General features: G+C 69.1%; 24 protein-coding genes and 1 pseudogene. 12 read left to right on the top strand and 13 right to left on the bottom strand.

Annotated features, from left to right (window positions below; translation table 11 throughout):
* Nucleotides 1-2: 2 nt before the first annotated feature.
* A complete protein-coding gene (locus ACFV6H_RS00330; protein WP_385536694.1) occupies nucleotides 3-467 on the bottom strand; it encodes an ATP-binding protein in 465 nt (154 codons plus the stop codon).
* Between the two features lie 172 nt (nucleotides 468-639).
* On the opposite strand from ACFV6H_RS00330, the gene ACFV6H_RS00325 reads away from it, so the two are divergent.
* The 7 genes from ACFV6H_RS00325 to ACFV6H_RS00295 all read left to right on the top strand — a co-directional run bounded on the left by ACFV6H_RS00325 (nucleotide 640) and on the right by ACFV6H_RS00295 (nucleotide 5216).
* On the top strand, nucleotides 640-1479 hold the full coding sequence (locus tag ACFV6H_RS00325; RefSeq protein ID WP_385536690.1) for a Scr1 family TA system antitoxin-like transcriptional regulator: 840 nt from the start codon (nucleotides 640-642) through the stop codon (nucleotides 1477-1479).
* The gene (locus ACFV6H_RS00320; protein ID WP_385536687.1) at nucleotides 1476-1760 is read left to right on the top strand and encodes a DUF397 domain-containing protein; all 285 of its coding nucleotides are present in this window, start codon (nucleotides 1476-1478) and stop codon (nucleotides 1758-1760) included. Before ACFV6H_RS00325 ends, ACFV6H_RS00320 begins: the two co-directional genes overlap by 4 nt.
* 58 nt (nucleotides 1761-1818) lie before the next feature.
* A complete protein-coding gene (locus ACFV6H_RS00315; protein ID WP_385536684.1) occupies nucleotides 1819-2079 on the top strand; it encodes a hypothetical protein in 261 nt (86 codons plus the stop codon).
* Nucleotides 2051-2572, top strand: a complete 522-nt coding sequence (locus ACFV6H_RS00310; RefSeq protein ID WP_385536681.1) for a DUF6879 family protein — start codon at nucleotides 2051-2053, stop codon at nucleotides 2570-2572. The genes ACFV6H_RS00315 and ACFV6H_RS00310 overlap by 29 nt, the downstream gene beginning before the upstream one ends.
* A gap of 48 nt (nucleotides 2573-2620) precedes the next feature.
* The gene (locus ACFV6H_RS00305) at nucleotides 2621-3469 is read left to right on the top strand and encodes a helix-turn-helix domain-containing protein (protein ID WP_385536678.1); all 849 of its coding nucleotides are present in this window, start codon (nucleotides 2621-2623) and stop codon (nucleotides 3467-3469) included.
* A 94-nt stretch (nucleotides 3470-3563) separates the two neighbouring features.
* Entirely contained in the window at nucleotides 3564-4097 is a 534-nt protein-coding gene (locus ACFV6H_RS00300; RefSeq protein WP_385536676.1) for a CYTH domain-containing protein, read from the top strand.
* Nucleotides 4098-4112: 15 nt separating this feature from the next.
* Nucleotides 4113-5216 (top strand): radical SAM protein, encoded by a 1104-nt coding sequence (locus ACFV6H_RS00295; RefSeq protein ID WP_385536673.1) that lies wholly within the window; start codon nucleotides 4113-4115, stop codon nucleotides 5214-5216.
* Here the strand turns inward: ACFV6H_RS00295 and ACFV6H_RS00290 are convergent.
* Both ACFV6H_RS00290 and ACFV6H_RS00285 read right to left on the bottom strand, forming a co-directional pair.
* Nucleotides 5203-6417, bottom strand: a complete 1215-nt coding sequence (locus ACFV6H_RS00290) for an FAD-dependent monooxygenase (protein ID WP_385536670.1) — start codon at nucleotides 6415-6417, stop codon at nucleotides 5203-5205. The two genes, ACFV6H_RS00295 and ACFV6H_RS00290, sit on opposite strands and share 14 nt — an antisense overlap.
* A gap of 10 nt (nucleotides 6418-6427) precedes the next feature.
* Nucleotides 6428-6652 (bottom strand): hypothetical protein, encoded by a 225-nt coding sequence (locus tag ACFV6H_RS00285; protein ID WP_385536667.1) that lies wholly within the window; start codon nucleotides 6650-6652, stop codon nucleotides 6428-6430.
* 81 nt (nucleotides 6653-6733) lie between these two features.
* On the opposite strand from ACFV6H_RS00285, the gene ACFV6H_RS00280 reads away from it, so the two are divergent.
* Complete coding sequence (locus tag ACFV6H_RS00280; protein ID WP_384976228.1) at nucleotides 6734-7699, top strand: helix-turn-helix domain-containing protein; 966 nt, start codon at nucleotides 6734-6736, stop codon at nucleotides 7697-7699.
* A gap of 52 nt (nucleotides 7700-7751) precedes the next feature.
* Here the strand turns inward: ACFV6H_RS00280 and ACFV6H_RS00275 are convergent, their stop codons facing one another.
* From ACFV6H_RS00275 to ACFV6H_RS00235, 9 genes and pseudogenes are all read right to left on the bottom strand, one after another.
* On the bottom strand, nucleotides 7752-8489 hold the full coding sequence (locus ACFV6H_RS00275; protein ID WP_384784023.1) for a D-Ala-D-Ala carboxypeptidase family metallohydrolase: 738 nt from the start codon (nucleotides 8487-8489) through the stop codon (nucleotides 7752-7754).
* Nucleotides 8490-8774: 285 nt separating this feature from the next.
* Nucleotides 8775-9431 (bottom strand): peptide deformylase, encoded by a 657-nt coding sequence (def, locus tag ACFV6H_RS00270; protein WP_385536663.1) that lies wholly within the window; start codon nucleotides 9429-9431, stop codon nucleotides 8775-8777.
* Between the two features lie 250 nt (nucleotides 9432-9681).
* Complete coding sequence (locus ACFV6H_RS00265) at nucleotides 9682-10686, bottom strand: tetratricopeptide repeat domain-containing protein (RefSeq protein ID WP_046499352.1); 1005 nt, start codon at nucleotides 10684-10686, stop codon at nucleotides 9682-9684.
* A gap of 111 nt (nucleotides 10687-10797) precedes the next feature.
* Nucleotides 10798-12063, bottom strand: coding sequence for an HD-GYP domain-containing protein (locus ACFV6H_RS00260; RefSeq protein ID WP_385537874.1), 1266 nt, complete (start codon nucleotides 12061-12063; stop codon nucleotides 10798-10800).
* A 290-nt stretch (nucleotides 12064-12353) separates the two neighbouring features.
* Nucleotides 12354-13739 (bottom strand): annotated as a pseudogene (locus ACFV6H_RS00255) (HD-GYP domain-containing protein); the annotation flags it as partial.
* A 280-nt stretch (nucleotides 13740-14019) separates the two neighbouring features.
* Complete coding sequence (rsrA, locus tag ACFV6H_RS00250; RefSeq protein WP_384784019.1) at nucleotides 14020-14343, bottom strand: mycothiol system anti-sigma-R factor; 324 nt, start codon at nucleotides 14341-14343, stop codon at nucleotides 14020-14022.
* A complete protein-coding gene (locus ACFV6H_RS00245; protein WP_066955368.1) occupies nucleotides 14340-14999 on the bottom strand; it encodes a sigma-70 family RNA polymerase sigma factor in 660 nt (219 codons plus the stop codon). Before ACFV6H_RS00245 ends, rsrA begins: the two co-directional genes overlap by 4 nt.
* A 360-nt stretch (nucleotides 15000-15359) precedes the next feature.
* On the bottom strand, nucleotides 15360-16019 hold the full coding sequence (locus ACFV6H_RS00240) for an alpha/beta family hydrolase (RefSeq protein ID WP_385536658.1): 660 nt from the start codon (nucleotides 16017-16019) through the stop codon (nucleotides 15360-15362).
* 47 nt (nucleotides 16020-16066) lie between these two features.
* Nucleotides 16067-16882 carry an SOS response-associated peptidase gene (locus ACFV6H_RS00235; RefSeq protein ID WP_093596398.1) on the bottom strand — a complete coding sequence of 272 codons (816 nt, stop codon included), beginning with the start codon at nucleotides 16880-16882 and terminating at the stop codon, nucleotides 16067-16069.
* Nucleotides 16883-16948: 66 nt separating this feature from the next.
* Between ACFV6H_RS00235 and ACFV6H_RS00230 the strand changes: the two genes are divergently transcribed.
* The 4 genes from ACFV6H_RS00230 (at nucleotide 16949) to ACFV6H_RS00215 (ending at nucleotide 20558) form a co-directional block, all read left to right on the top strand.
* The gene (locus ACFV6H_RS00230; protein ID WP_384784014.1) at nucleotides 16949-17671 is read left to right on the top strand and encodes a M50 family metallopeptidase; all 723 of its coding nucleotides are present in this window, start codon (nucleotides 16949-16951) and stop codon (nucleotides 17669-17671) included.
* A 96-nt stretch (nucleotides 17672-17767) separates the two neighbouring features.
* Nucleotides 17768-19129: a 3-phosphoshikimate 1-carboxyvinyltransferase gene (aroA, locus tag ACFV6H_RS00225; RefSeq protein WP_384976232.1), complete on the top strand. Its 1362-nt coding sequence runs from the start codon at nucleotides 17768-17770 to the stop codon at nucleotides 19127-19129.
* Nucleotides 19130-19133: 4 nt separating this feature from the next.
* On the top strand, nucleotides 19134-20144 hold the full coding sequence (gene rsgA / locus ACFV6H_RS00220) for a ribosome small subunit-dependent GTPase A (protein ID WP_384784010.1): 1011 nt from the start codon (nucleotides 19134-19136) through the stop codon (nucleotides 20142-20144).
* Nucleotides 20145-20234: 90 nt separating this feature from the next.
* Complete coding sequence (locus ACFV6H_RS00215; protein WP_093596394.1) at nucleotides 20235-20558, top strand: multidrug efflux SMR transporter; 324 nt, start codon at nucleotides 20235-20237, stop codon at nucleotides 20556-20558.
* On the opposite strand, the gene ACFV6H_RS00210 is transcribed toward ACFV6H_RS00215, so the two are convergent.
* Nucleotides 20524-21192, bottom strand: coding sequence for a TetR/AcrR family transcriptional regulator (locus tag ACFV6H_RS00210; RefSeq protein WP_093596392.1), 669 nt, complete (start codon nucleotides 21190-21192; stop codon nucleotides 20524-20526). The two genes, ACFV6H_RS00215 and ACFV6H_RS00210, sit on opposite strands and share 35 nt — an antisense overlap.
* Nucleotides 21193-21282 lie beyond the last annotated feature (90 nt).

Here is a 21282-nt window from a genome sequence, read left to right as displayed (position 1 = left end):
GCTCAGCGGTCCACCTCGGCCCAGACGGTCTTGGTGTAAGCGTCTCTGACGGCCCAGCCCCACCGGTCGGCGTAGCCCGCGACCAGCAGCAGCCCTCGTCCCCCGGTCGACTCATCCACGACCGGGCCGACGGGGGCGGGGGCCGGGGCCTGCGGGACACGGTCCGGCCGCGTATCAACAACCTCGACCCGGACACAGACATCCGTCAGCGCGAGCCGCACCTCGAAGTCCCGCCCAGGACTACGCCCATGGGTAACGGCGTTCGCCGCCAGTTCGGCGACAACGGCAAGAACGGCGGACGCGGTGCCGGTGGTCTGCGGGATGCCCCACTCGTCGAGCTGCTGACCACAGAGCAACCGCGCGAGGCGCGCGCCGCGATGGCTGGAACTGAGTCTGATCCGGGCGGGCGGAAGCAGTGGCGCGGACGAGGGCGGGGTGGCGGCCTGAGCGGCGATTTCCGACTTCATAGTGTCACCGTCCCGTCACTCAACTAACCTGACCAGGACAGACGTCCGTACCAGTACGGGCAGTACGGACAGGCCGTGCGGTTGTACGGGTCACAGCCCGTGACTTCGGCGCCGGGATGCCTGTTGGATCCTCAACCGCATTCGCGTATTGGCACGTTGGGATGTGAGGCGTATGACGAGCACCCGCCAGAAGAAACAACGGGCACGGGACGACGACCGACCGGCCATCTGGGTCGGCTACGGCAAGCTGGTCAAACTCTTCCGCGAACGATCCGGACTGACCCGGCAGGAACTGGCGGACGCGGTGGGCTACTCGTACGAACAGGTCGCCTCGATCGAACAGGGCCGCAGACCGGCAAAGACCGCGTTCACAGCGGCGGCGGAGACAACGCTGAGCGCGGGCGGGACGCTGTCGGTCTTGCAGGACGATGTGGATCTTGCCAAACTCCCGGCCTTCTTCCAGGACTTCGCCTCGATCGAGACAGAGGCAGTCAGCAGGTACGACTTCGATCCCCTCCTGATCCCCGGCCTGCTCCAGACCGAGGACTACGCGCAGGCGCTGTTCTCAGCGCACTGCCCTTCGCTCTCCGAGGAGACCGTCGAGCAGCATCTCGAAGCCCGGCTCAGCCGACAGAAGTTGCTGACGCGGACGCCCCTGGTAGAGACATGCTTCATCATCGGCGAATCGGCCCTGACCAGCACGGTGGGCAATGCCGATGTGATGAAGGCGCAGCTTCAGCACCTGCTGCGACTGGGGCTCATGCGCAACGTCGAGATCCAGATCATGCCCTCGGACCGAGGTTTCCACCCAGGGCTCAACGGACCTATGGTGATTCTGGAGACCTTGGAACATCGGCGGATCGGCTACATCGAATCCCAGGATGTGGGAGTGGTGATCACCGACGCCGCAAGTGTCAGTGCGTTCGGACTGCGCTATGGCAAGCTGCGCACGCAGGCGCTGAACGTAGAGGAGTCTGCACGTCTCATCGAGCGTGTGGCAGGAGAGGCATGAGTACGGAACAGGTTGCGGTCGGAACCGCCCAACTGCACTGGTTCAAGAGCAGCTACAGCGGATCGGGCGGCGGCAACTGCGTAGAAGTGGCCTGGATCAAGAGCAGCTACAGCGGAACCAGCGGTGGAGAGTGCGTGGAGGTAGCAACCACCCGCGCCACCACGCACCTGCGCGACTCCAAGAACCCCCAAGGCCCCATACTCCGCTTCCCCGCCGACCAATGGGCCACCTTCATCTCGTACGCCACTACCCAAATCTGCAAGTCCCTGCAAGCTCGTTGAACCCAACCTCACCGAACTCCTACCGTCGACAGCCTCACCCACGTGAAGTGAGGTCACTATGGCTTTACGGTTCATCGGCATCGATCCCAACACCGGGGGCAACGGTTCGCCGACCGTCTGGGTCGACCCGGACACCGCCGATCTGGTCATTCAGGGCTGGCGGGCCGACGTACAGACCGAGCGGGAGTGTGCCGAGTTCGAGATCCCGGGCCATGCGACGGGGATTCCGACGAACGAGACGGTGATCCGGATCCCGGCTCGCCTGGTACCGGTGCTGAGGGAGGCGTGTGATGTCGCAGAGCGTGGAGAGCTTCGCTGAAATCATGGCGGGGGTGCAGCGCTCCGCCGTTCATCTGGAGCTGCGTGACTCGTACGGCGTGGACAACGAGGCCGACAACTTCGCGGCGTTCCGGCGCGGGGAGTGGAGCGAGCAGCGGGAGCGTGCCGACCGGCAGTCCTGGCTCGACCTGGTGAACGAGGCCACATCTCGTGGCGTCGTTGTCCGCCGTGCCCGGGTCGTGTCGGTGACGGTGTCCGAGTACATCCGCTACGAGCATGCGGGCACCCAGATGAACATCGATGCGGGAGAGCAGGTGCGCTGGTTGCCAAGAGACCGGGCTTCGGATCTCGCTCTCCCCGGAAATGACCTCTGGATCTTTGACGAGCGGCTGGTCCAGTTCAATATCTTCGACGGTCCGGGACAGTGGATTCGTACGGACTTCACCGAAGACGCGAATTTGGTCAAATTCTGTGTCTCCTCATTCGAGTCGGTGTGGGAACGCGGCGTCCCTCACGCGGAATTCACGGTTTAACCCAGAGGAACACCAAACGAGGAACACCGAACGCCTGGTAGCGCTTTCATGTCACTGTCTCCACTCTCCACGGCCCAGGCCGCACGCAAAGCCCTGGCCGAGCGTCTGGGCGAACTACGTAAGGACGCCGAGCTCACCGGGCGTGAACTCGGCGTGCGGTGCGGCTGGAGCGAGTCCAAGTCCTCGCGAATCGAGGGCGCCAGGACCGCTCCGTCCGACGCCGACATCCGGGCCTGGTGCGCCGCTTGCGGTGCCGCCGATCAGGCTCCGGACCTGGTGGCCGCCAATCGGACTGCCGAGTCGATGTATATCCAGTGGAAGCGCCGGCACCGAACAGGAATGCGCAGGGCCCAGGCCGAGCTTCTGCCGTTGTACGAGCGGACACGGACTTTTCGGATCTACTGCTCGAATGTCGTTCCCGGACTCTTACAGACGCCGCCGTATGCAACTGCGCTCATGAGGATGATCACGGAGTTCCAGGACACGCCCGACGATCTGGCTGAGGCCGTGGCAACACGTATGGAGCGGGCGCGTGTGCTGCACCAGGGCGAGCACACCTTCGCGGTCCTGCTTGAGGAAGCGGTCCTGCGCCACCGCTTGGGAAACGCCGAGGTGATGGCCGGCCAACTCGGCCACCTGCTCTCGGTCTTGTCGCTGCCCGCTCTCTCCCTCGGGATCATTCCGGCCGCTGCCGAACGCACGATATGGCCCCTGGAGGCGTTCTATCTCTTCGACGACCGACTGGTGAGCGTCGAGACGCTGACGGCCGAGGTCAACGTAACCGCTCCGAGTGAGGCGCACGACTACATCAGGGCGTTCGCGGAGTTGAGCAAGTCCGCCGTTTTCGGCACCCCGGCGCGCACGCTCATCAACGACGCCATGCGCGCGTTCCGCTGATCCAGCTGCAATGCACTGCAAGTTCGTTGGGGACGAACTCGTCGCTCGCCTACCGTCATTGCAGATGGAGCATGTCAGCAGGAAACGGAGAGTCATGCCAACTGTCGAGTACGAAGCGAAATATCTGAACGTGGATCCTGCCGCGATGGCCGCGCGGATCGCGGACGCGGGTGGTGAGCATGTGGCCGAGCGGCTTATGCGCCGCTACGTCTACGACACCGTTCCCGCGGTGGCCGGACGATGGATTCGGCTTCGCGACACCGGTGGTGATGTGACCCTGTGCGTGAAGGAAATCATCTCTGACGCCATCGATGGAACACGTGAAACCGAGACACCCGTCGGGGATTTCGAGACCACACACATTCTTCTGGGCCGTATGGGAATCCCGCCGAGATCCTATCAGGAGAACCGCCGGGACTCCTGGCTCCTGAACGGCGTACGGCTGGAGATCGACTCCTGGCCGCTCATCCCGCCGTACCTGGAGATCGAAGGTGACGACGCGGAACAGGTGTGGGCCGCCGCGAAGCGTCTGTCCATCCCGAAGGAGGAACTGACGAGCGAGAACACCGTCAAGGTGTTCACCCGGTACGGGATCGACCTCGAATCGATCACTGATCTGCGGTTCTGATCCGGAGGTGGCACGGTGGCATACGAAGCGGGACACACACCCGTCACGGTGGTGCCTGATCGCACCCTCCGCGTCAAGATCATCGACGACTGCGGGCTGGCATGCACCTTCTGCCACAACGAGGGCACCCCCGTAGCGACGGACAACCGGGGCCGTCAGATCGGGGAGTTCACAGGTGCACCCGGCCGGACCGGCCGGGTGTCCATCTATCTGCGTACCAACGGGGCCGACTTCCTACCGGAGAGGATCAAACCGGACGCCGATTTCGCCCTCGCCCTGGCCGCCGTTCGGGGAAGTCTGCCGACGAACGAAGTCCACTTCACCGGAGGTGAGCCCACCCTGCACCCCGATCTGCCCGGTCTGATCAGGATCGCGCGCCGTCTCGGCCTGACCGTCGGACTTACCTCCAACGGCGAGAACGGAGCAGCGGTCCTGCCGGAGTGCGCGGCGGCCGGGCTGGACCGCATCAACCTCAGCGTCTTCGGGACGACACCCGAAGAACTGGCCGCGGTGCAAGCACCACGCCTGGCGTCGCCCAGGCTCGCCGCGCGGAAACTCGCCGCGCTCGGCGCGACCATCGAAGCCGCGTCCAGGCACGGAGTGAAAGTCTCGGCCAACATCGTGATCCCTGACAGCTCCCATGTGGAACGAGTCCTGCGCATCATCGAGGAGCACGGACGGACCGTGGTGGTACGCATGCTGGTCTCGCTCGAAGACGACGGCGCGTCGCTCGCCGCCATGCGGAACGTCGTGGATCACCTGGGCGCGGTTCCCGTTCAGCGCACCATCACCGCCGGCGCCTCCGACCAGCGCACCCGCTACCGCCTGCCGGACGGCCGCACCCTGTACGCGAAAAGCATCCGTCAGGTACGTCTGCCGACGACCTGCGCGGACTGCCGCTTCAACAACGAGCGGGACTGCCAGGAGGGCTACTACGGCGTGCGCATGTACCGCGCCCAGGACGGCCCGTTCATGATCGGTGTATGCATTCAGCGCATGGACCTGTGTGTTTCTCTCGGTGAATTCGTCATGAGCCGGATGTGCCACGAGGTCGCGGCCTTCCGCGAGGATGAAACGGCCCGTCTCACCGGACTGCACCGTGCCGCTACGCCCGCGTAGCGCCCGAGCGGGTGTGGAGGGAGCGGGCTACTTTGGGGCCCAGCCAGCGCTTCAGTTTGCGCAAGGGTTCCAGCTGTTCGGCCGCTCTGTCGATGCGGTAGTAGAGCTGGGGCGGGATGTGCGGGAGCAGAGGTGAGTGGCGCTGGCCGAGGAGGGCGAACATATGGGCCGGGGCCAGGTTGATGTAGCGAGGGAGGTTCTCGTACCACTGGGCGCTGTAGCGGGCGGCGCTCTGGACCGGGAGGAGGGCGGACTTGCGTTCGCGTTCGTAGTGGGCGAGGGCGGGACGGAGGTCCGTGTGGGCGCGCAGGGCGCCGGCGAGGGCGATGGCGTCCTCCAGCGCGAGGGTGGTGCCCGCGCCGATGGAGTAGTGCGTGGTGTGCGCGGCGTCGCCGAGCAGGACCAGATTGCCCCGGTACCAGGTCCGGTTGGTGAGCGTACGGAAGTTGAGCCACTGCGCGGCGCCGTCGGTGTGCGACCGGCCGATCAGCCGGTGCCCGTCCAGCGGTCCGGCGAAGAGCCGCTCCAGCAGGGCCAGGCCCTCGGCCTCGCTCGCCCGGTGGAGGCCGAGCCCCTGCCAGGTGGCCGGTGAGCACTCGACGATGCAGGTGCTGTGCTCCGCGCTGAACCCGTAGCCGTAGCACCAGATCCAGCCGTGCTCGGTCTCCACGAAGGCGAAGGTGAAGGAGTCGAAGACCTTGGTGGTGCCGAGCCAGATGTACATGTTCCGGCCGGCCGAGGACTCGGTGCCGAAGTGGTCGGCGTGGCGCTCGCGCAGCCCGCTGCCGACGCCGTCGCAAGCGACGACCAGATCGGCCTCGGGCGGCTCGGCCGCGCCGTCGACCGTGTGCTCGAACTCCAGCCGTACGCCGAGCGATCCGGCCCGGTCGGCGAGGAGGTCGAGCAGCCCGCGGCGGCCGATGCCGAAGCCCTCGTCGCCGTGGTGCACGGTCGTACGGTCCCGGACATGCGCGGTCCCGTCGCTCCAGCGGACCGAGCTCTCGCTGATGGCGCGCGCGGACTCGGGATCGTTACGGCGGAGCTTCTCGATGAGGCCGCCCCAGTAGGTCACGCCCCAGCCGTATGTCGACCCGGCCGGGTTCCGCTCGTAGACGGTGATGTCATGGGACGGGTCCTGCCGCTTCATCAGGATCGAGAAGTACAGGCCGGCGGGCCCGCCACCGACGCAGGCGACCTTCACACGCACTCCCTCAGTGACGCAAAGTGATGGATTCGCGACGAAGGGTAGCAGTCGACGCGTGCGGTCGGGTATGTTCCCCGCCCGCCGGGCTGTCGAGGGCCTCCGCGATCCGCTCCCGTTCAGCCCGGCGTAGCTGGCGGTCGATCGCGCGGTCCTTGAGGTACCAGACCAGGGACGGCAGGGCGAGCAGAACAAAGAGGGTGATAAGGGCGAGAACCGTGAGGAAGATGTCCATGTCCTCACTCTCGCCGTTCCGTCCGAGGAGGAGCAGTGGCAGGACTGTCATCAACCATCGAATTGCTGCCACACTGGATCCATGCTGAACAATGTGGCAGCGGTTCTGCTGGACGGTGTGCATCCCTTCGAACTCGGCGTCGTCTGCGAGATCTTCGGCCTCGACCGCAGCGACGAGGGCCTGCCCGTCCATGACTTCGCCGTGGTCTCGGCGGAAGGGCCCGTGCTGCGGACCCACGCCGGGTTCACGCTCAGCGGTATGCACGGCCTCGACCGGCTGGAGGAGGCCGATCTGATCGCCGTACCCGCCGGAGACTCCTACGTCAGCCGCGCGTATCCACCGGAGCTGCTCGCGGCTCTGCGCCGCGCCGTGGACCGTGGCTCGCGGGTGCTGAGCGTCTGCTCCGGTGTCTTCGTGCTCGCCGCCGCCGGGCTGCTGGACGGCCGCCGCTGCGCGGCCCACTGGCGGCACGCGACGGAGCTGGCCCGTACGTATCCACGGGCGGTTGTCGAGCCGGATGTGCTGTACGTGGACGAGGGCCCGGTCATCACCTCGGCGGGCACGGCCGCCGGGATCGACGCCTGCCTCCATCTCGTACGGGAGGAGCACGGGCCCGAGGTCGCCAACGCGATCGCCCGCCGCATGGTGGTGCCGCCGCACCGGGACGGCGGGCAGGCCCAGTTCATCAAGCGCCCGCTGCCGAGGACTCCCTGTGACACGGTCGGCGAGGTCCTCGGGTGGATGGAGCGCCATCTCGACCGTGAGATGACCGTCGAGCAGTTGGCCGCGCGGGCCCATATGTCACCGCGCACCTTCGCCCGCCGCTTCCAGCAGGAGACGGGGACGACTCCGTACCGCTGGCTGCTGCGCCAACGGGTGCTGCTGGCACAGGAGTTGCTGGAGGCGACGGACGAGACGGTGGACAGCGTGGCGGGACGGTCCGGTTTCGGGAACGCGGCGGGACTGCGCCATCACTTCCTGCGGACGCTCGGGACGACGCCGAACGCCTACCGGCGTACGTTCCGGGGCCCCACGCACGCCGCGTGACGCACGCCGCGTGAGGCCCCGTACCGCTCATGCCCGGACTGCCGGACTGTCCTCAGATGCCGCAGCTCGGCGCCGACCAGAAGCGGCTCGGCCGGTGGTCGACATGGGCGTGGTCGTTGTGGTCCGGGTAGCCCGGGCCGAGGATCCCGTTGAAGCCGTGGTTACGGGCGTTCTGGGCCAAGGTGCACAGGGAGTGCGGTCCCGAGCCGAGGTCGGCGGCGTCACCGTAGAGATGGCGGCTGCTCGACGCTCCGCCGACCGAGCTGTTGCAGGCCTGGGAGCGGAAGCCGCTGGTGACCCGGATGGGCTGGTCGCCGAGCGCGTGCCGGAGCGCCTCCAGCTTCCACATGGTGCGCAGGGCGTTCGACTTGGCGGTGGCCGCGTCCACCGCGCCGCCCGCCCAGGTGCTGTTGCAGGTGTTCAGCTCGGCATAGCTGAAGTGGATCGGCGTGCAGTCGTCGTCCTGGAGGGAGTAGATCTTGCTGAAGGTGGCAGGGCCCGCGACTCCGTCGGCCGCCAGCCCGTACGCCGACTGGAAGCGCGTGACGGCCGCGGCGGTCGCCGGTCCGAACTCACCGTCGATGGCCAGTACGCCACCGCTGCCCGGGTAGCCGGCGACCCGGATCTGGAGCTGGGTGACATCGGCGCCGGAGGTTCCCTGGGAGAGGGTGCGGGACCAGGTGTAACAGCCGTCGGCGTGCGCCGTACCGGCCGTGACGAGCGAACCGGCCCAGGCGAAAGACATGGCCATGACAAAGCTGAGCAGAAGTCTCGCCGTACGTCGGAGCATTGGGTCTCCTCGTGAGAGCGGGGGTCGGGCTGTGATGTACGGAGAGACTGGCGCACGGGTCGACGCGCGTCAACCGGGCTTCCACAGAACGCGATCGGAGCGGTCGGCGCCCGGTTCATGGGCATCAGACCCGAACTGAGCACCGCCGTCACGATGTTCCGTACGAAGCCCGAAGCCCGAAGCCCGGCACTGCGCGCCGGGCTCGCCGACGGCACCCCGGCGCGCTCGCCGGGGAAGAGGACGAAGGGCAGAGGACGAAGGGCAAGAGGCGAAGGGCAGGACGCCTCAGTCGTTCGGCACGATCTCGTAGCGCGGCGTGTTCTCCGCCATCTGCCGCAACGCGTCCTTGCGGTCGCGCTTCGAGAGCCGGTCGATGTACAGGCGGCCGTAGAGATGGTCCGTCTCGTGCTGGAGGCAGCGCGCGAAATAACCCGTGCCGCGCACCTTGATCGGCTTGCCCTGGGCGTCCTGGCCGCGCACCACCGCGTAGTCGGGGCGCGCGAGCGACGCGTACGCCGTCGGCACGGACAGGCAGCCCTCGTTGGAGTCGTCCAGATGCCGCTCCTCCGGCGGCAGTTCCTCCAGCACCGGGTTGCAGACGGCGCCGACATGCCGTACGCCGTCGTCGTCCGGGCAGTCGTAGATGAAGACCTTGAGGTCCACCCCGATCTGGTTCGCGGCGAGGCCCACGCCCTCGGCCGTGCGCTGGCTCGCGAACATGTCGTCGATCAGCGCGGCGAGCGAGTCGTCGAACTCCGTGACGTCCCGGCACTCCCGGTGCAGCACGGGATTGCCCACGACGGTGATCGGACGGGACGTACCGCGCTCGCGGTGCGCCAGCTCACGCGCCTCGGCGTCCTCCGTGTCCACGACGAACCCGTCCTCCTGCTCCGCCACGGAGGCCCCACTGTCGATCCGCTGGTCCGTCTCCTGCTGCGCCATGTCCGCAGTACGCCTTCCTCGGTACCCGATGCTGCCCGCACGATCCGCGCGCTGTGCGCGATGTGCCCGTACAGCCTAAGGGCACCTTTCCCCGGACATCGGCGCTCTGTGGACATCCGCCGTCCATGAACATCCAAGCCTGTGGACATCCGCCCACCCGCCCACGGAACGCCGTATCATGCCCGGCGCTTTCCGCCGCGCCCTGCCCACCGCGCCCTGCCCAGCGCTCCCGGCCCGGCTCCCACCAGACTCAGCAGACCTCTTCGAGATCGCGCCACTCACGCGTGTCCGGGCTGTCGGCGACCCAGCCGTCGAGCAGCCCGCGCACCAGTCCCGGCGGCGCCGCGATCCCGCACTCGCGCTCCGGCGCCCACAGCTCGCCCGCCGTACGGTGGCCCAGCGGTCCCGGATGGCCCGGCTCGCTGTGGTCGTGCGGATCGAGATGTTCACCGTCGCCCTCGGCGCTCGGCATCCGGCTCTCCGAACAGGCCCGGCAGAGCAGCCGTACCGAGGACGACCAGTCCTCGGCGGCGAATCCGGCGTCGGCGGCCAGCCGCTCCAGGGCGTCCCTGTCGTCCTCGGTCGCCGCCTCCAGCAGCACCACCCAGGTCGGCACGGGCGAGGGCGCCCACAGCTCGATCTCGTCGAAGACCGGGTACGCGCGGGTGGCGCCGTCCGGGCCCGCGGCCGTCGTGCGCTCGCCGTTCGGTACGCCGTCGTGCAGCACGACCTCGCCCCAGCGGCGGCCCGACGAGGGCAGCGGGATGGACAGCACCTCGATCCTGGCCGGGTCGAGCCTGCGGCCCCAGACGACCTCGGCCTCGCCCTCGGGCGAGAGCCGGACGGCCGCGCTGCCGAGCTCCATGCCCTCCGGCTCGCCGTTGGCCTCGACGCTGTGCGGATTGCCGGGCACCTTCAGCCCGTACGCCTGCCAGGCCCGGCGGGCCAGCGGCCAGTCCTGGAGCGCGGTGGCGGCGATCCCGACGTTCCACCAGTCGGGCGCGCCGGTCTCCTTGTCCAGCAGGGCGACGGCGCGCAGCCCGGCGGCGCGCGCCTGCTCCCAGTCGTGCCGGAACTTGTGCAGCAGCGCCAGATTGAACCAGGACTCCGAGAGCCAGGGCTCCAGGTCCGCCGCGCGCGTGAGCAGCGCGCCCGCGTCCTCGTACCGGCCGTCACCGATCAGCGTGAACGCGCGGTCGGTGGCCTGCCGCCACGAGGCGGAGGGCCGATGCCGTACCTTCCCGAAGATCCTCACGATTCCCGCCTGCCGGTCGCTCGGGTCAGTGCCCCCGGACACCTTCTTCTTCGACACCCTCTTCTTCGCATCCAACCATGCCCGGTCGGACGCCCGCTCATTACCCATGGGTTACCCGGCCCCACCTGCGGCCGGGCCGCCCCTGGACAGCACACGCGCCAGGGATTCCACCACCTCGGGCTGGTAGTCGTACGCCGTCCCGAGCCGCAGCCGCTCCAGCGCGCTGAGCGGACCGCTCGCACTGGCACATTCCCCGGCCAGGTCGTCGTACGCATTGACGGCGCGGACAATCCGGGCGGGCAGCGGCTGTTCCCGGTACGGATCGGCCTGCCGCTCCACCACCACGGCGACGGCGGCGGGCACTCCGGTCTGACGGACCACCGCGCCGCCGAGCAGGGCGATGCGCCGCTGTTCGGCCACCGGCAGCAGGGCGGTGGCGCCCTCGGGCACGGGATCGACGAGGGAGAGCTGTCCGATGTCGTGCATGAGGGCCGCGTACTCCAGAACGGTCAGTTCGGATCCGGAGAGTCCCAGCTCACGGCCGACGGCGCGGCTCAGCTCGGCGACTCTGCGGGCATGTCCGTGACGTGTGTATCCGGCGATCTCGGTGGCCCGCGCGAGGGAGGCGATCGTCTGCCGGTAGGTCGTCCGTACGGAGGCGTACCGCCGGAAGGAGAGCTGGGTCAGCAGCAGCGGCACACAGAACACCGGCAGCGCCCAGAGTCCCGCGACGCCGACACCGAGCGCGATGACCGCGCCGGTGGCGCACACGGCGGAGCCGATGTGGAGCAGCGCGCGCAACTCGTCGCGGAGCAGAGGGCCGAAGGGATGGCGGGTACGGGCGCGCACCATCAGGGCGGCCAGTACGGCGTCGCAGAGCGCGGTGAGACCGAGCAGCAGAAGCAGCAGCAGCGCGTAGGCGGGACCGGGACCGAACCATTCCCGCAGCTCACCGGCCGCGTAGAGCGGCTGGAAGCAGACCGCGGCGAAGCCCACGGTCAGGACTCGTCTGGCCAGATGGCCGAGTCCGGGACCGCATCCTCTCGCGACATGCGGTACGGCGCCGGTGAGGCCCGCCGCGACGACCACGCCGACGGTCTGGAGCACACCGTGGGTGACCGGCCGTCCGGCGTTCTCGCCGAGCAGGGCGTACGCGAGGGCCCCGGCGGCGCCCAGCGGTGCGGGCTCGCGCTCACCGGGCAGCGCGCCCCAGCGGGCCAGTTCGCCGACGGCGATGAGTACGCCGAAGGCGAGGGCGATCCTGGGCTCGGCGAGGCCGTACCAGAGCGCCCGGCCGAGCGCGGCGGCCGTGAGCAGACCGGCGGCGCCGTAGAGACCGACGAGAGTGAGGGAGACGGTGTGTCCGGCGCCGGGCATCGCGCGCAGAGCGGCGGTCGTGGTCATCTGCGGCCCCGGTGGGAGGTGGGCGCGGTCGCGGGCGCAGAGGGCGCGGAGGGCGCGCGATCGGCGGCGGGCGTACGGCTGGAAGGGACGTTTCCGCGTGGCTCGGAGGCGGCCTCGGGAGCCCGGCCCCGACCGGCCTGCTCGGCGGGCCCGCCCGCGGTCGGCCCGCCCGCGGAGGCAGAGGTGGCGGACGCCGACGCGGCGGCGGCCGAGGAGCCGGACGCGGCTTTCCCGGCCGCCGTCCGGCCGGCCGCCGTCCGCCCGGCGGTCGTCCGGCCAGCCGCCGAGCCCGCGCCGCCCTGCGTGGGCACCGCGCCCGGTGGAGGCGGCGGCAGCACGTCCTCCTCGTCCGCCGTGACCGCCGTCCGCCAGCCGTGCCGGTCCAGCGCCTTCGCCAGCGCCCGTACCATCTCCGGATCGAACTGCGTACCCGCGCACCGCTCCAGCTCCGCCAGCGCCATGGGCACCGGCCGCCCGCGCCGGTACGACCGCGTCGAGGTCATCGCGTCGAAGGCGTCGGCCACGGCCACCACCCGGGCGAACTCGGGAATCTCCTGCCCGGCCAGACCGTACGGATAGCCCGTGCCGTCGAGCCGCTCATGGTGGTGGAGGATCGCCGTCCGCGCCTCGCCGAGGAAGCCGATGCCGCGCACCATTTCATGCCCGTACTCGGGATGCAGCTCGATCACCCGGCGCTCCTCCGGTGTCAGCGGACCGTCCTTGCGCAGCACGCGCGTCGGGACGCCGAGCTTGCCGACGTCGTGCAGGATCCCGGCGAACCGGAGCATCTCGATCCGGGCCGGCTCCATGCCCAGCTCATGGGCGATCAGTACGGAGGCGTGCCCGACGCGCTCGCTGTGCCCGCGCGTGTAGGTGTCCTTGATGTCGACCGCCTGGACGAGCGCCCTGATGGTGGCCTGATGGGCGGCGCGCTCACGGTGGTACTGGGCGAAGACCCAGCACGAGATGTACATCGGCAGCAGGACGAAGAGCGCGGAGAGCGGCCCGTAGGGACTGCGCCACAGGACCGCCATCATCAGACCTGCGAGCCCGTGGGCGGCGTGCGGAGCGAGCGAGCGCAGGAACAGACCGCGCCATGCCGTACGCAGCGGAAGCCGCTCGGCGGTGGCGAGGATGCCGCCGTCCAGCACGGCCAGCACGAGGCAGAAGGCGAGAGTCGCCACCGCAGCGGGCAGCAGGACGTACGGGAAGTCGGGCCGCGTCAGTCCGTATCCGCCGCCGCCGAGCGCGACGGGACCGCCGAAGAGCATCTGGGCGCGGGCAGCCGCCCAGGTGGCGAGGGAGAGCTGTGCGGCCCGCCAGATCCGCCGGGCGCCTCGGGGACGCCGCTCGATCCGTCCGCACAGCGCGCCGGGCACCGCGACCAGCGCGGCGGCGGAGGGCGGCAGCAGAAAGGCCGCGGCGAGCAGGACAGGGAAGAAGGAACCGGCCGCGACGGGCAGGGCGCCGTTCGGCGAGCGTCCCAGAAAGCGGCAGCGCGCGGGCAGCTCGCAGACGACATAGAGCAGCGCGAGCATGGCGAACGCCGGCCAGGGAGTCTCGGAGCGCAGAGCGGGACGGACACACGCGGCGGCGCAGAGCACGGTGCCCAGAATGTACGCGCGCGCCGCACCCGGTATGGCCCTCACGCGTTCTCGCCCCTCCTCGTCCCGGCCCGAACAGACGGTCAGGCTAGCGAGCGGGGCGGCGAAGGGCGGCCGGAGAGCGGCGATTAGCACCTTTGGGTGACAACAGCCGCCATAAGGGCGACATCACACCGATCTTGTGCTCTATGTGCACACACCAGTTCGTTCCATGCGCACAGACGAATCCGTGCGCACAGAGCAGTGCATGGGAGCTGCATATGGGGCTACGTGGGCCTGTCGAAGCGCCTGTGACGTACTCGGCGACGTACTCGGCGCGCGGGGCTTACTCGGCGGCGGCGCCCGGCAGATCCGCGCCCGTACGCGTGGGCACGTCATGCTCCGGTACGGCCTGTCCCGACCTGATCAGATCGATCCGTCCCATGACCTTGGCGCGCAGATCGCTCGGTACGTCGTCCTGTCCGCAGCACCGTTTGACCAGCTTCTTCACGGCCTGCTCAAGGCCGTACTTCTCCAGGCACGGTGAGCACTCCTCGAAGTGCACCTCGAACTTGGTGCAGTCGCTGTCCGGCATCTCACGGTCGAGGAACTCGTAGAGGTGGTCGAGAACCTCGGCGCAATCCGTCTCATGCGGCTCTCCGCAGCTCATGAGTCCGAACCTTTCCGATCGTCCGACGACTCCCCGACACCCGCCGGGACAAGCCCGCGGTCACGGGCGTAATCCTCCAGCATGCCGCGCAGCTGACGGCGGCCACGGTGCAGTCGTGACATGACCGTACCAATGGGTGTCCCCATGATGTCCGCGATCTCCTTGTAGGCAAAGCCCTCGACATCGGCGAGATACACCGCGATGCGGAACTCCTCGGGAATCGCCTGGAGCGCGGCCTTCACATCGGAGTCCGGAAGGTGGTCGAGCGCCTGCGACTCGGCCGACCGCAGTCCGGTCGACATATGGGACTCGGCGCGCGCGAGCTGCCAGTCCTCGATCTCCTCGGCGGCACTGCGCTGGGGCTCGCGCTGCTTCTTGCGGTACGAGTTGATGAAGGTGTTGGTGAGGATGCGGTACATCCACGCCTTGAGGTTGGTCCCCTCACGGAACTGGTGGAAAGAGGCGTACGCCTTGGCGTAGGTCTCCTGTACGAGGTCCTCGGCATCGGCCGGATTGCGCGTCATGCGCAGCGCGGCCGAGTACATCTGGTCCAGGAAGCCCAGGGCATCCCGCTCGAAACGGGCATTGCGCTCGGCACCGGTCTCACGGATGTCGCCGTCGTCGGTCCCTGTGTCGGTCCCAGTGACCGGACCCACCTCCTCCAACGCTGTGGTGGGGCCGAATGCGGACCCACTCGAATCGGAGAATAGTCGACCTTGCTGCGGCGGGGCCTGTCGGTCCGCTCCGCCCGCCGTACGGACGGGAGCGGTCTTGGCCGCCGAAAGCACCGTCCACTCCAGGTCAGCGGCGTCTGAGCGACGCGGGCAGATGGTCGAACCCATACGACGGACTCCCTCTCCAAGCTCCTGTGTCCTTACACACCCCACAACAGCGATCCCGTCTCCGGCATTCCCTTGTGCCGCAAGGCTTCGGCTGTCTTTTCCGTGCCCGTCCCTTGCCTGTCCCTTGCCTGTCCTTTGTCGGCTCTTTGCCGCTGCGGCCGTCCTACTGCCGTCCTATGCAGAGAGCCACTCCGCGACACCGTCGGTGAGGATTTTCAGGGCCTCCTCCTGGGACAGAGGCGCCCTTTTCGGTACGGCGAAGCCGTGATCGCCGTACGGCACCTCCAGGAACTCGTACGCGCCCTCAGGAAACTCGGCGTGCTTTCCGAAGGTGTCGTTGCCGCCCTGGACGACCAGCGTCGGTACGCCCGCCTCCAGCAGCTCGGCGGCCCGTGACTTCTCCGGCTTGCCCGGCGGATGCAGCGGAAAGCTCAGCGCGAGTACGGAGCGTGCGCCCAGCTCACGCGCCGTACGGCAGACCACGCGCGCGCCGGCGCTGCGCCCGCCCGCGACAACGGGCAGGCCCGGCTTCTCCAGCGCGGGCCAGAGCGCCCGCCAGCCCGTGTCGAGAGTCTTGGGCGCGGGCGCCAGTCTGCGTCCGGCTACTCGCCACGGCTGCTCCACCAGGGCGACGGTGACGCCGAGCGGCGGCAGCGCGGCGGCGAGGGCCTGGAGGTCGCGCGCCTCGATCCCGCCGCCCGCGCCATGGCCGAGGGCGAGAACGAGCCGTGGCCGCGTCGCCGCGTACCAGGTGATACGCGCGTCTCCGGCCGGCGTCCCGACGCTCTCGCGCTCCGGCCCGTCCACGGTGGTCTCTTTCGGCTCACTCGTCACACGTTCATCCTGCCGTGCGAGGTACGGCCCTCAGGAACGTGCGGCCCTCAGAACAGCGTGCTCTCCTCCGGCGCGGCCAGCTCCGCCAGCAGCTCGGGCCCGTTGTTGCGGACATTGCTGACGGCCGTCGCAACGGGATACGCCCGCATCAGCCCGGCCGGCGGCGGTTCGAGCAGCCCCCGCAGCTCCTCGGGATCCGTACGCGCCGGATCCAGCCAGGCGTCCCAGCGGTCCGGCGTCAGCATCAGCGGCATCCTCGGGTGGATCTCCGCCAGCGAGCCCGGTCCTTCGGCGGGAGCGACCGCCAGCGGCGTCTTCTCCGCCTCAGTCGTGATCACCGAACAGGTCACCCACCAGGCCTGCGGATGGTCGTCCGGCAGAGTGCGGTCGCGCCAGAACTCGTAGAGCCCGGCCATGGCCATCACCGCGCCGTCGGCGGGCGTCACGAAATAGGGCTGCTTGCGCGGACGCTTCTTTCTGCCCTGCTCTTCGAGCTGACGCTCGTCGGAGCCGGTGACCCACTCGTAATAGCCGTCGGCCGGCAGGATGCAGCGGCGCGCGAGGAAGGGCCTGCGGAAGGAGGGCTTCTCATGCACGGTCTCGGCGCGCGCGTTGATCATCCGCGCTCCGCCCTCGGGCGTCTTCGCCCAGGACGGTACGAGTCCCCACTTCAGCCTGCGCAGCTGACGAACCGGGACGGGCTCTGCGGCGTCTTTCACCGGACGCTCCAGAACCGCGTAGACCTCCTTCGTCGGAGCCACGTTCCAGTCGGGAGCGAGGGTCTCCTCGGGCTCCCACTTCTCTATGCCGAAGAGCCCCTGAAGAACTTCCGGGCTCCGGCTCGCCGCATACCGTCCGCACATAAATGCAACACTGCCACGACTGCAACACTGCCACGACGCAAACCCAATTGAGGAGCCGCCCGAGAAATGGCCAGTATCGACTCGACCTCGATCGCCGATCTGTGGGACCGCGTCTTCGGCACCCAGCCCGCACCGGAGGACTGGCTGGTGGCCCTGGCCGGTGCCCTCGCGCTCATAGCCGTCGTACCGCGTCCGCTCTGGCGGCTCTCCCGCAACGCGATCACCATCGCGCACGAGGGCGGCCACGGGCTCATAGCCCTGGTCACCGGACGCCGGCTCGACGGCATCCGGCTGCACTCGGACACCTCGGGACTGACGGTCAGCCGTGGCAGGCCCACGGGCCTCGGCATGATCCTCACCGCCGCCGCGGGATACACCGCGCCGCCGCTGCTCGGTCTCGGCGGTGCCTGGCTGCTCTCCGCGCACCACATCACGCTGCTGCTCTGGCTGGCGACGGCCCTGCTGCTCGCGATGCTGGTGATGATCCGCAACGCGTACGGAGCGCTCACCGTGATCCTCACCGGTGCCGCGTTCCTGTTGATCTCCTGGCTGACCGAGCCCGCCGTCCAGTCGGCGTTCGCGTACACGGCTGTCTGGTTTCTGCTCCTCGGGGGCGTACGCCCGGCGTTCGAGCTCCAGGCCAAGCGCCGGCACGGCGGAGCCGGCGATTCGGACGCCGACCAGCTCGGACGGCTGACGCATGTACCACCGGCGCTCTGGCTGTTTCTCTTCCACGCCGTCTCGCTCTGTTCACTCATCGGCGGCGGGCGCTGGCTACTGGGCTTGTAAGCGCCCTGTGCACCTCCTATCACCTTCTCGTTACGCCCTGGTTTCGCCACTTTTGTTCAGGATCCGCTTCGGTTACGAACCACTAAAGTGATGGCCATGACCGAAAGCTCCGTGCAGCCCGCCCTCTGGCCCGCCCCCTACGCACACGGGGCCGTCGAAGCGACGGTTACCGTGCCCGGTTCCAAGTCGGTCACCAACCGCGGTCTGGTCCTCGCCGCGCTGGCCGCCGAGCCCGGCTGGCTCCGCCGCCCGCTGCGCTCCCGTGACACCCTGCTGATGGCCGACGCCCTGCGCGCCATGGGCGTCGGCATCGAGGAGGGCCTCTCGTCCAGCTCCACCGCCGCCGGCGTTCCCGCGCCGGGCGGCGAGGCCTGGCGCGTGATCCCGTCCGGGCTGCACGGCCCGGCGACCGTCGATGTCGGCAATGCCGGCACGGTGATGCGCTTCCTGCCGCCCGTGGCGACGCTCGCCGACGGAGCCATCCGCTTCGACGGCGATCCACGCTCCTACGAACGTCCACTGCACAGCGTCATCCATGCCCTGCGCGCCCTCGGCGCCCGTATTGACGACGACAGCCGCGGCGCGCTCCCGCTGACCGTGCACGGCGGCGGTGCGCTGGACGGCGGCGCGGTGGAGATCGACGCCTCCGCGTCCTCCCAGTTCGTCTCCGCGCTGCTGCTCTCGGGCGCGCGCTTCAACCAGGGCGTGGAGGTACGGCATGTGGGCGCCGTGCTGCCCTCCATGCCGCACATCCGGATGACCGTCGACATGCTCCGCGCGGTCGGCGCCCAGGTTGACGAGCCCGAGACCGGCGGGGAGCCCAATGTCTGGCGCGTCTCTCCCAGCGCCCTGCTCGGCCGCGATCTGACCGTGGAACCGGATCTCTCCAACGCCCAGCCGTTCCTGGCCGCCGCGCTGGTCACCGGCGGCCGGGTCACCGTCCCGGACTGGCCGGAGCGGACCACTCAGCCGGGTGACGCGCTGCGTGAGATCTTCACCGAGATGGGCGGCTCCTGCGAGTACGTCATGACGGCGGAGGGCTCCAGCCTCACCTTCCGTGGCACGGGCACGATCCATGGCATCGACGTCGATCTGAGCGAGGTCGGCGAGCTGACACCCGGTATCGCGGCCGTCGCCGCGCTCGCCGACTCGCCCTCCACGCTGCGCGGCGTCGCGCATCTGCGGCTCCATGAGACGGACCGGCTGGCCGCGCTCACCAAGGAGATCAACGAACTGGGCGGCGATGTCACCGAGACGGCGGACGGACTGCACATCCGCCCGCGCCCGCTGCACGGCGGTGTGTTCCACACCTACGACGACCACCGGATGGCCACGGCTGGTTCGATCATCGGCCTGGCCGTCGAAGGAGTACAGATCGAGAACGTGGGCACGACCGCCAAGACACTGCCCGACTTCCCGCGGATGTGGACCGACATGCTGACGGGAGCGGGAGCCTGACGCGATGCGGCGCTACGGCAAGAACCCCGACGAGGACGACATCCGCTCCCGCCCCAATCCCAAGGGCAACCGGCCGCGTACGAACATCAGGCCCAAGCACGAGGACGCCTCGGAGGGCATGGTCCTGACCGTGGACCGCGGCCGGATCACCTGCCTTGTCGAGGACCGCGTGGTCCTGGCGATGAAGGCACGCGAACTGGGCCGCAAGGCAGCCGTGGTGGGAGACCAGGTCGGTCTGGTCGGTGATCTGTCGGGCAAGAAGGACACGCTGGCGCGGATCGTACGCATCGAGAAGCGCCACTCCGTACTGCGGCGCACGGCGGACGACGACGATCCGTACGAGCGCGTGGTCGTCGCCAACGCCGACCAGTTGGCCGTCGTCACCGCGCTCGCCGATCCCGAGCCGCGTCCCCGGCTGATCGACCGCTGTCTGGTCGCCGCGTACGACGGAGGTCTGGAACCGCTGCTCGTGCTGACGAAGTCCGATCTGGCCTCGCCCGACGAGCTGTTGGAGACCTACAAGGCGCTCGGTATCCGCTATGTCGTCACCCGGCGCGACGAGTTGGCGAGCGGATACGCCGCCGATCTCGTACGCGAGTATCTCGACGGCCGGGTCACCGCCTTCGTCGGCCACTCGGGCGTCGGCAAGACGACGCTGGTCAACGCCCTGGTGCCGGAGGACAGACGACGGACCACCGGCCTGGTCAACGCGGTCACGGGCCGCGGCCGGCACACCACGACCTCGGCGCTGGCCCTGCCGCTGGAGAAGGCGGACGGCTGGGTGATCGACACCCCGGGCATCCGTTCCTTCGGACTGCACCATGTCGATCCGTCCCGGGTCATCCTCGCCTTCCCCGATCTGGTGCCCGGTACGGAGGGCTGCCCTCGGGCATGCAGTCACGACGAGCCGGACTGCGCGCTCGACGCATGGGTGGCCGAGGGACACGCCGATCCGGCCAGGCTCTATTCCCTGCGCCGGCTCCTCGCCACACGCGAACGGCGCGAAGGGGACTGACGCGCACACGTTTGCGATCCCGCGGTGCTGGTAAGGGCATAATCCAACCAGGCGGGACGAGCAGTCACTGATACGGGGAGGCCTCTGACAATGGCGTGGCTGCTGGTTGTGGTCGCCGGAATCCTGGAGACGGGATTCGCCGTCTGCCTCAAACTCTCCCACGGCTTCACCAGGCTCTGGCCGACGATCGCCTTCGCGGCCTTCGCGCTCGGCAGCTTCGGTCTGCTGACGCTCTCGCTGAAGAAACTGGACGTCGGTCCCGCCTACGCGGTCTGGACGGGCATCGGCGCGGCCGGTACCGCGATCTACGGCATGATCTTCCTCGGCGATATCGTCTCCGTACTGAAACTCGTCTCGATCTCCCTGGTCATCATCGGAGTCATCGGGCTCCAGCTCTCGGGCTCGGCGCACTGAGCGGTACGGACGAGGCCGCGGGCAGCGGCGCGGTGACGGCCGTACGGACCAGCGGTGCCACGGACTCGCCACCGGGCGCGACGAGATGGGCGAGCGCGAGCCGCAGGGCCAGCTCACAGCGGTAGAGCAACTCGGCCCTGCCCGCACCGGACCGCAGATGATCCGTACGGTGCCGTTCCAGCGCCGCCACGGCTCTGTCCCGTACCAGCGCGACCAGATCGCCCGTCGCGGGCGGTCCTGCGTCGGCGCGGCGCTGCGCCGGGACGCCGGAGGGCGGCGCGGTGATCCGTACGGGAGCCGGCGCGGGCAGCCACCGTCCCCAGCAGCCGGTGAGCAGCGCCCGCAGCAGAGGCCGCGCCCGCGCCTCGGTGACGGTCCACTCGGCGACGGCCACCAGTCGGTCCACGGTGTCCCGCCGCTCGCTCAACAGCCGTTCCACACCGCGCAGATAGAGATCGACCTCGCGCCGCACGAGCGCGCGGGCCAGCCCGTCCTTGCTGCCGAACTCGTTGTAGAGCGTCTGCCGGGAGACTCCGGCGGCCGAGGCCACATCGACCATTCTGACCGCGGACCAGGGCAGCCCGGCGAGTGCCGAGAGACCGGCGTTGAGCAGGGCTTCACGCGCAGTAGGCATCGTCGCCTCCGGGGCCGTGCGGCTCTGCGCCCAGAGTTGACGGACCGTCGTCGGCTGTCAAGACCAACGGCGAGGCCCGCCTGCGGCTTC

It is taken from the genome of Streptomyces sp. NPDC059743 (genome assembly GCF_042732975.1).
Taxonomy (GTDB): domain Bacteria; phylum Actinomycetota; class Actinomycetes; order Streptomycetales; family Streptomycetaceae; genus Streptomyces.
This window is presented reverse-complemented; position numbering and strand designations above follow the sequence as displayed.